The organism is Campylobacter concisus, from assembly GCF_002092845.1.
GTDB classification, from domain to species: domain Bacteria; phylum Campylobacterota; class Campylobacteria; order Campylobacterales; family Campylobacteraceae; genus Campylobacter_A; species Campylobacter_A concisus_AQ.
On sequence record NZ_LVXF01000018.1, the window covers coordinates 1 to 5813 of the forward strand.

The 5813-nt window shown below is 43.8% G+C and carries 6 protein-coding genes; 2 read left to right on the forward strand and 4 right to left on the reverse strand.

All coding sequences use genetic code 11. The features are described 5' to 3' along the window. On the forward strand, positions 1–218 hold a 218-nt coding region (locus A3854_RS09565; RefSeq protein WP_180378648.1), incomplete at its 5' end, for a hypothetical protein. 196 nt (positions 219–414) lie between these two features. On the opposite strand, the gene A3854_RS04960 is transcribed toward A3854_RS09565, so the two are convergent. From A3854_RS04960 to A3854_RS04975, 4 genes are all read right to left on the reverse strand, one after another. Beyond that, positions 415–1191, reverse strand: a complete 777-nt coding sequence (locus A3854_RS04960; protein WP_084041572.1) for an ABC transporter ATP-binding protein — start codon at positions 1189–1191, stop codon at positions 415–417. Further along, positions 1182–2144, reverse strand: coding sequence for a FecCD family ABC transporter permease (locus A3854_RS04965; protein ID WP_084041573.1), 963 nt, complete (start codon positions 2142–2144; stop codon positions 1182–1184). The genes A3854_RS04960 and A3854_RS04965 overlap by 10 nt, the downstream gene beginning before the upstream one ends. Continuing rightward, positions 2144–3178: an ABC transporter substrate-binding protein gene (locus A3854_RS04970; protein ID WP_084041574.1), complete on the reverse strand. Its 1035-nt coding sequence runs from the start codon at positions 3176–3178 to the stop codon at positions 2144–2146. The genes A3854_RS04965 and A3854_RS04970 overlap by 1 nt, the downstream gene beginning before the upstream one ends. A 74-nt stretch (positions 3179–3252) precedes the next feature. Further along, positions 3253–5334, reverse strand: coding sequence for a TonB-dependent receptor (locus A3854_RS04975; protein ID WP_084041575.1), 2082 nt, complete (start codon positions 5332–5334; stop codon positions 3253–3255). 269 nt (positions 5335–5603) lie between these two features. On the opposite strand from A3854_RS04975, the gene A3854_RS04980 reads away from it, so the two are divergent. Continuing rightward, positions 5604–5813 (forward strand): hypothetical protein (locus A3854_RS04980; RefSeq protein WP_141081833.1); only part of this gene is annotated, 210 nt, incomplete at its 3' end.

Here is a 5813-nt window from a genome sequence, read left to right on the forward strand (position 1 = left end):
TGACTAATGGAGAAAAGACAACCTTATCTCTTACAGCTAGCAATGTTCAAGATATATTACGTGATAGTAATGAGAATAAGCTAAAAATAGATGGTGATAGTAACGATGAGCTTACTCTTGGAAGTAGTTGGACTAAAGGTGCTAGTTCTGGTGGTTATACTACTTATACTAGTGGTACAACTACAATCGAAGTTCAAGACCAAATACACGTACTTTAATATCTAGACTTTTAATCCCAAAGGAAATTCCTTTGGGATATTCTTTCTTATCATTAAATTTTTATAATTGTTTGTCTTTTTAATCTATGTAAAATGACTTTCTGTCTATTTTTGTATAAATTTACAAATGCCTAATAATAGTTTTTATGGCTTATGGCCTGGTAAAAGCTATTATAAAAATCTAAGCACTCTATAATTAATCGATATTCCACCTAACCAGCAACCTCCTTTTATCTTCGATGTTTAAATTTATAAAATCGATACCAAAAAGTTTGGTTAAATTTTCACCATTTAAAATTTGACCCGTCGCGCCGAATTCATATCCCAAGGGACCATTTAAAAGCAAGGTTTTATCCGCCGCCGCAAGCGCGTGGTCGGGATGATGCGAGGTAAAGATCACGCAGGTTTTACGCTCGCTATTTAGCTTTTTGATTAGGCTTAAAACGGCGTTTTGATGAAAGACGTCGAGGTATGATGTAGGCTCGTCCATGATTAGAATTTTGGGCCGTAGTACTAGCGAGCGAGCTATAAGCACTAGCTGCATCATGCCGCCGCTTAGCTCGTCTATGTTTAAATTTAAATACTCGCTAACGCCCGCAATTTGTGCAGCTTCCTCGGACATCGCTCTATCCTCTGCGCTCGGCCTTGAAAACGTACCGACATTTGCGTTTACGCCCATTAAAATCAGATCTTTTACCTTAAAGCTAAAAGCGATATTTTCGCTTTGGGGCACGTATCCTACGAGTTTGGCACGCTCTTTGCCGCTAAGAGAGGCATGATCGCAACCATCAATCAAAATTTGACCGCTTTTTGCTTTTAAAAGTCCTAAAATAATCTTTAAAAACGTAGATTTACCTATGCCGTTTGGGCCCAAAATCGCAAGCGTTTCGCCGCTTTTTAGGCTAAGGTTCAAATTTTGCAAAATTTGCTTCGCCCCGTAAGAAAAGCTTAAATTTTCTACGCTTAAGACCATCTTTTGCCCTTTTTAACGATTATGATGCCGATTATCGGAGCGCCTATAAGCGCGGTTAGGATACTTAGCGGGATTTCAGCCGAGCTCACGCTTCTAGCCGCGACGTCGGTTAGCATCAAAAATATCCCGCCTAAAATCGCAGAAATCGGAACTAGCCGCGAGTTATCGGAGCCATAAATCAGCCTCGTAATATGCGGTATCAAAAGCCCGACCCAGCCAATGATGCCGGCGATGGCTACGCTTGCGGCCGTTATCAGAGTAGCAAGCACGATAAATATAAAGCCTAAAAATTTACTCTCGCCCAAAATGCTTGCATGTTCGCCGCCTAGGGATAAAATGTTTAGCTTCCAGCCCATTAGACTCAAAAGCACAAGCCCGCTAACGCAAACGGGAGCAAGCGCTGCCACGTCGCTCCAAGATATGGCACTTAAGCTTCCCATTAGCCAATATACGATACTAGGAAGCTTTTCTTGCGTGTCGGCGACGTATTTGACGACGGAGATTAGCGCTTCAAAGATAGCGCCCGTGATGATGCCCGCAAGCACCAGCATGAGCTTTGAGTTTTTGTTTGCCAAAACGCCCAGGGCGTAAGCTATCATGACGGCCAAAAAGCCGAAAATAAAAGCGCCTATTTGCGTGACTACGGGGCTACCGAAGGCCAAAATGCAAACCACCGCGCCAAACCCCGCTCCGCTACCGACGCCCAGGATATTCGGGCTTACCAAAGGATTTGCAAACATCGCCTGAAATATCACGCCCGCCGCGCTAAGGCTGGCGCCTATCAAAAACGCCGCTATCAGCCTTGGTAGGCGCAGGTCGAATATCAAAGCGTAAAGCGTCTCTTTGTCGTTTTGATAATAATCAATTAGCCCCTCAAGCGAAATCCTGCCCGCAAGCAGCGAAAAAACGACCGAAAAAGCTAGAAAAAGCGATAAAAACAGATATTTTTTCATTATCTAAAAAGCTCGTAAAATTTGCTCTCTCCGTTTAGGTCGAAGCGTAAAATTTGAGTTATCTCATCGTCGTTTAGATCGTAGCCGTAGAGCAGCTTGTAGCTCTTTTTCATCTCGTCTTTTAAATTTATATGCGCCTGCCCCGAAAACAGCACGCTAAACCACGTCCAGCCCAGGTGCGATTCGCCCGTAGGCGGCTCCCACATATCGCCTCCCAGAGGCATTTTATAGACGGCTTTTTGCTTGACGGCTTTTACGTTTTTTAAAATTTTATCGTCAAAAAAGTCCCGCGGAGTTAGCTCGTCGAAGTTGCTAAGCAAGATAACGTCGGGATTTTGCGCGAGAATTTCTTCTTTATTTAAAATTCTAAATCCCCCGAAATTCGCCGCGTTCGCTCCGCCGCTTAGCTTTATCTCGTAGTCGAAATACGTCCCGCCGCCGGCTGCCTCGTAGCTTTTATCTCGGCCGAATATAAAAAGAACCTTCGGCTTTTTGCTAAACCCTTTTACGAAATTTTCGATCTTAGCTCTTACCTCGGCTCTGTTTTGTAAAATTTGCTCCGCCTTTTGCTCTTTTTCGTAAATTTTACCAAGCATCCCAAACCAAAAAAGCGGATCTTCCTCCGTGCCGCTTAAATTTACTAAAGCTACGTTTAGCCCTACTTTTCGTAGCGGCTCGATGATCTTTTCGCCTCTCATGCCCCACTGCACGACTAGATCGGGAGATAGTTTTAGCAGCTCCTCGATATTTGGAGTAAAATCCTCTCCGATACCGCCTGCGGGGATACTAGCCGCGCCTTTTATCATTTTTCCGAGCATTCCGCGCTCGATATTTTTCTTAGCCATCGGATGGACTGAGGCTAGGCGAGATACGTTGTTTTCGACGCTAAGAGAAAACGAAGCTAGCGGCACGGGAAACAGCGCTACGCTTTTAACGGAGCGGTCGAAGCGAAGTTTATTGCCGTTTTGATCGGTAAATTCAAGCGCGCCCAGCGTCGCGGCCAGCAGCAATAAAACGGATATGATTTTTCTCAAATTTGATCCTTAAATTTTTAAATTTTAGGGTTTTTGAGCGGGCTGGTTTAAAACCCGCTCGGCAAATTTAAATTTTAAAAGCTAGCCTTAAAGCCTAGTTTGAAATTTCTACCCGGATTTATGAGCGGGTTGCTAGCGCTTCTAGGCTGGCTGATTAGCTCGTAGCTTAGGCTCGGGGCGTATTCTTTGTCAAAGATATTTTCGACGCCGAAATTTAGGCTAAAATCTTTTAAGAAGCCTAGTTTACCCAGGCTCTTGCCAAAGTATAGGTTATGCACGAAATATCCCGCTCGCTCGCGCTCTACGCTATCGTCTATACGCGTCTTTCTTGCCGCCCAGTCGCCGCTATACTCTATGTAAGAATTTGCCAAAAACTCCGGCGAATAAGAGACGGCCACGCGTCCGCTAAGCGGAGCGATCTCCGGAAGCGGTTTGCCGGTTTGTTTATTTTTACCGCGCGTATAAGCGAGATTTGTTTTAAACTCCAAATTTGATAAAATTTTATAAGCGAGGTCAAACTCCGCTCCGCTTATCTTAGCTCTGTTTACGTTTTGCGACTGATAGTAGGTCACGCCGCCGCTTTGCCAGTTTCGCTCGACTATCAGGTCTTTATAATCTCCCGTATAAAATATCAAATTCGATCTAAGCGCTTTATCCGTATAGCGAAGTCCGGCCTCGTAGGTAACGCCTTTTTCGATATTTAGATCAGGGTTCGGTAGATACGCCTCGCTGCCTGAAAACGTAAGTATCGGAGCAACCTCGCCGCTCATAGGGGCTCTAAACGAAGTCGAGAAGTTACCCACAAACTCAAGTCCTCCGACGACGGGATAAATAAGCCCCAGACCATAGCTGGCTCTGCCGTCTTTTCTATCGTTGGCGTTTTCGTATAGGGCTTTTACGGCTGGGCTCATCGAGCTATCCATATCAAAGGACGTTTTTATGCGGTCGTAGCGTAAATTTGCGCTTAAAATCGCGTCGTTGCTAAATGCGTATTCAAGCAGTCCAAACCCGGCGACGTCAAGCTGTTTGGTTCTTAGCCTATTACGAAATCTAGGGCCGTTATTTACGCTTTGATACACGCTATCCCAGTCCTCGTAATAAAAATCTACGCCGTAGGTTTGGGTTAGATTATCGCCTACGAATTTACCGATAAATTTGCCGCCGTAGACCTTCGGACCGTTTACGTAGTTATCGACTTGCCTAGGCGAAAACGAGCCGATATAGGGCCTTATATTTAGATGCGTGTAAAGCTCTCTGTAATACAAACTAGAATCTAATATAAATTTGTCGTTTATGTTGCCTTCGTAGTTTAGTGCTACGTATTTTTCTCTAAGAGGCGCTTCTTTTATGTACTTTTGAAAGCCTTTTTTATTTGCCGTTCCGGGAGCGCCGACCGCCGTACCGACTACGCCGCGCTGCGACTCTGTGTATCTAGTTACGAGCTCAAGCCTGTGAAAATCGGCAAAGCTATATCCGCCTTTAAAATCAAGGCTTCGATAATTGTATCTTGTATTTGGAATTTTACCCGCCGGAGTGTCGTAGTCCTTGCCGTGCTTGTAGTTTAAGCCCAGCAATGCGTCAAAGCCGTGTCCGACTACGCCGAGTTGTAAGCGGTTTTGCACGCCTTTGTTCGCGCTTTGATATTGGGTGCTTAGATACGTATCAGATAGCGCCCAGTCGCCGTATACGTCTCCGCTAGCTCTTTTGGTGACTAAATTTACTATGCCGCCAAAGGCGTCCGTGCCGTAAAGCGTGCTAGCAGGACCTCTTATTATCTCTATCCTTTCGATTTGATCGGGCGTAAATATCGAATACTCAAACGCCGGCCTACCTCTAAACCTAAGTCCGTCTACGAACATCGGCACGCGGTAATCAGACGAACTAAAACCTCGCACGTTTACGGTGCCCGAGTCCATGCCTTCGTTTACGATGGATACTCCCGGCGCCTCGCTGATTAGCTCGGGTACGCTTTTGCCGAGCTTTCTTTCTATCGTCTCTTTATCTACTACCGAGACGCTTTTGCTTATCTCGTCTACGCTTTGAGACGATCTTTGCGCCGTGACGGTTACGCCTTCTAGCGATTTTAGCTCTACTTCGTTTTGTGCGGCGGTTAAAACGCCGACCAAAGCGAGGCTAAGCACGATTTTTCTCTGCATTTAAACTCCTTTTAAAATATTTGAGTAATTATATAGAAATATATAATGATTTTCAATATGTATAAAAGTGATATTATATTTTAAAAAGCCATAATTGCTATATTTATACTATATATTAAGACACTAAGATATACATGTTGACTGGTATGATATTTATGATATGTGCTAAATAGTTTTTCGCATTGTACCCCAGTACAATAGACAAGCCCTTCTAAAATTTATATAATTCATTCAAAATTTAAAATACTATAAACAATAAGGAGAATATGATGGCTAAAGAAGCCGGAGTAGTTAAAAGCGTAAACGGAGGAATAGCAAGAGCACTTAATGACTTAACAGGAGAGGTAAGACAATTAAGTGTAGGAGATATTGTATACCAAGGTGAAAAGATAGTTACAGAGGGTTCTGACTCTAAAGTAACAATAACTCAAACTGATGGTAAAGATATAACCTTAATAGGTAAAGACACTCTAACTCTA

Excerpts from the sequence above, each read along its gene's own strand:
- A3854_RS04960 (WP_084041572.1), bottom strand. The coding sequence starts at position 1,191 with ATGGTCTTAAGCGTAGAAAATTTAAGCTTTTCTTACGGGGCGAAGCAA.
- A3854_RS04965 (WP_084041573.1), bottom strand. The coding sequence starts at position 2,144 with ATGAAAAAATATCTGTTTTTATCGCTTTTTCTAGCTTTTTCGGTCGTT.
- A3854_RS04975 (WP_084041575.1), bottom strand. The coding sequence starts at position 5,334 with ATGCAGAGAAAAATCGTGCTTAGCCTCGCTTTGGTCGGCGTTTTAACC.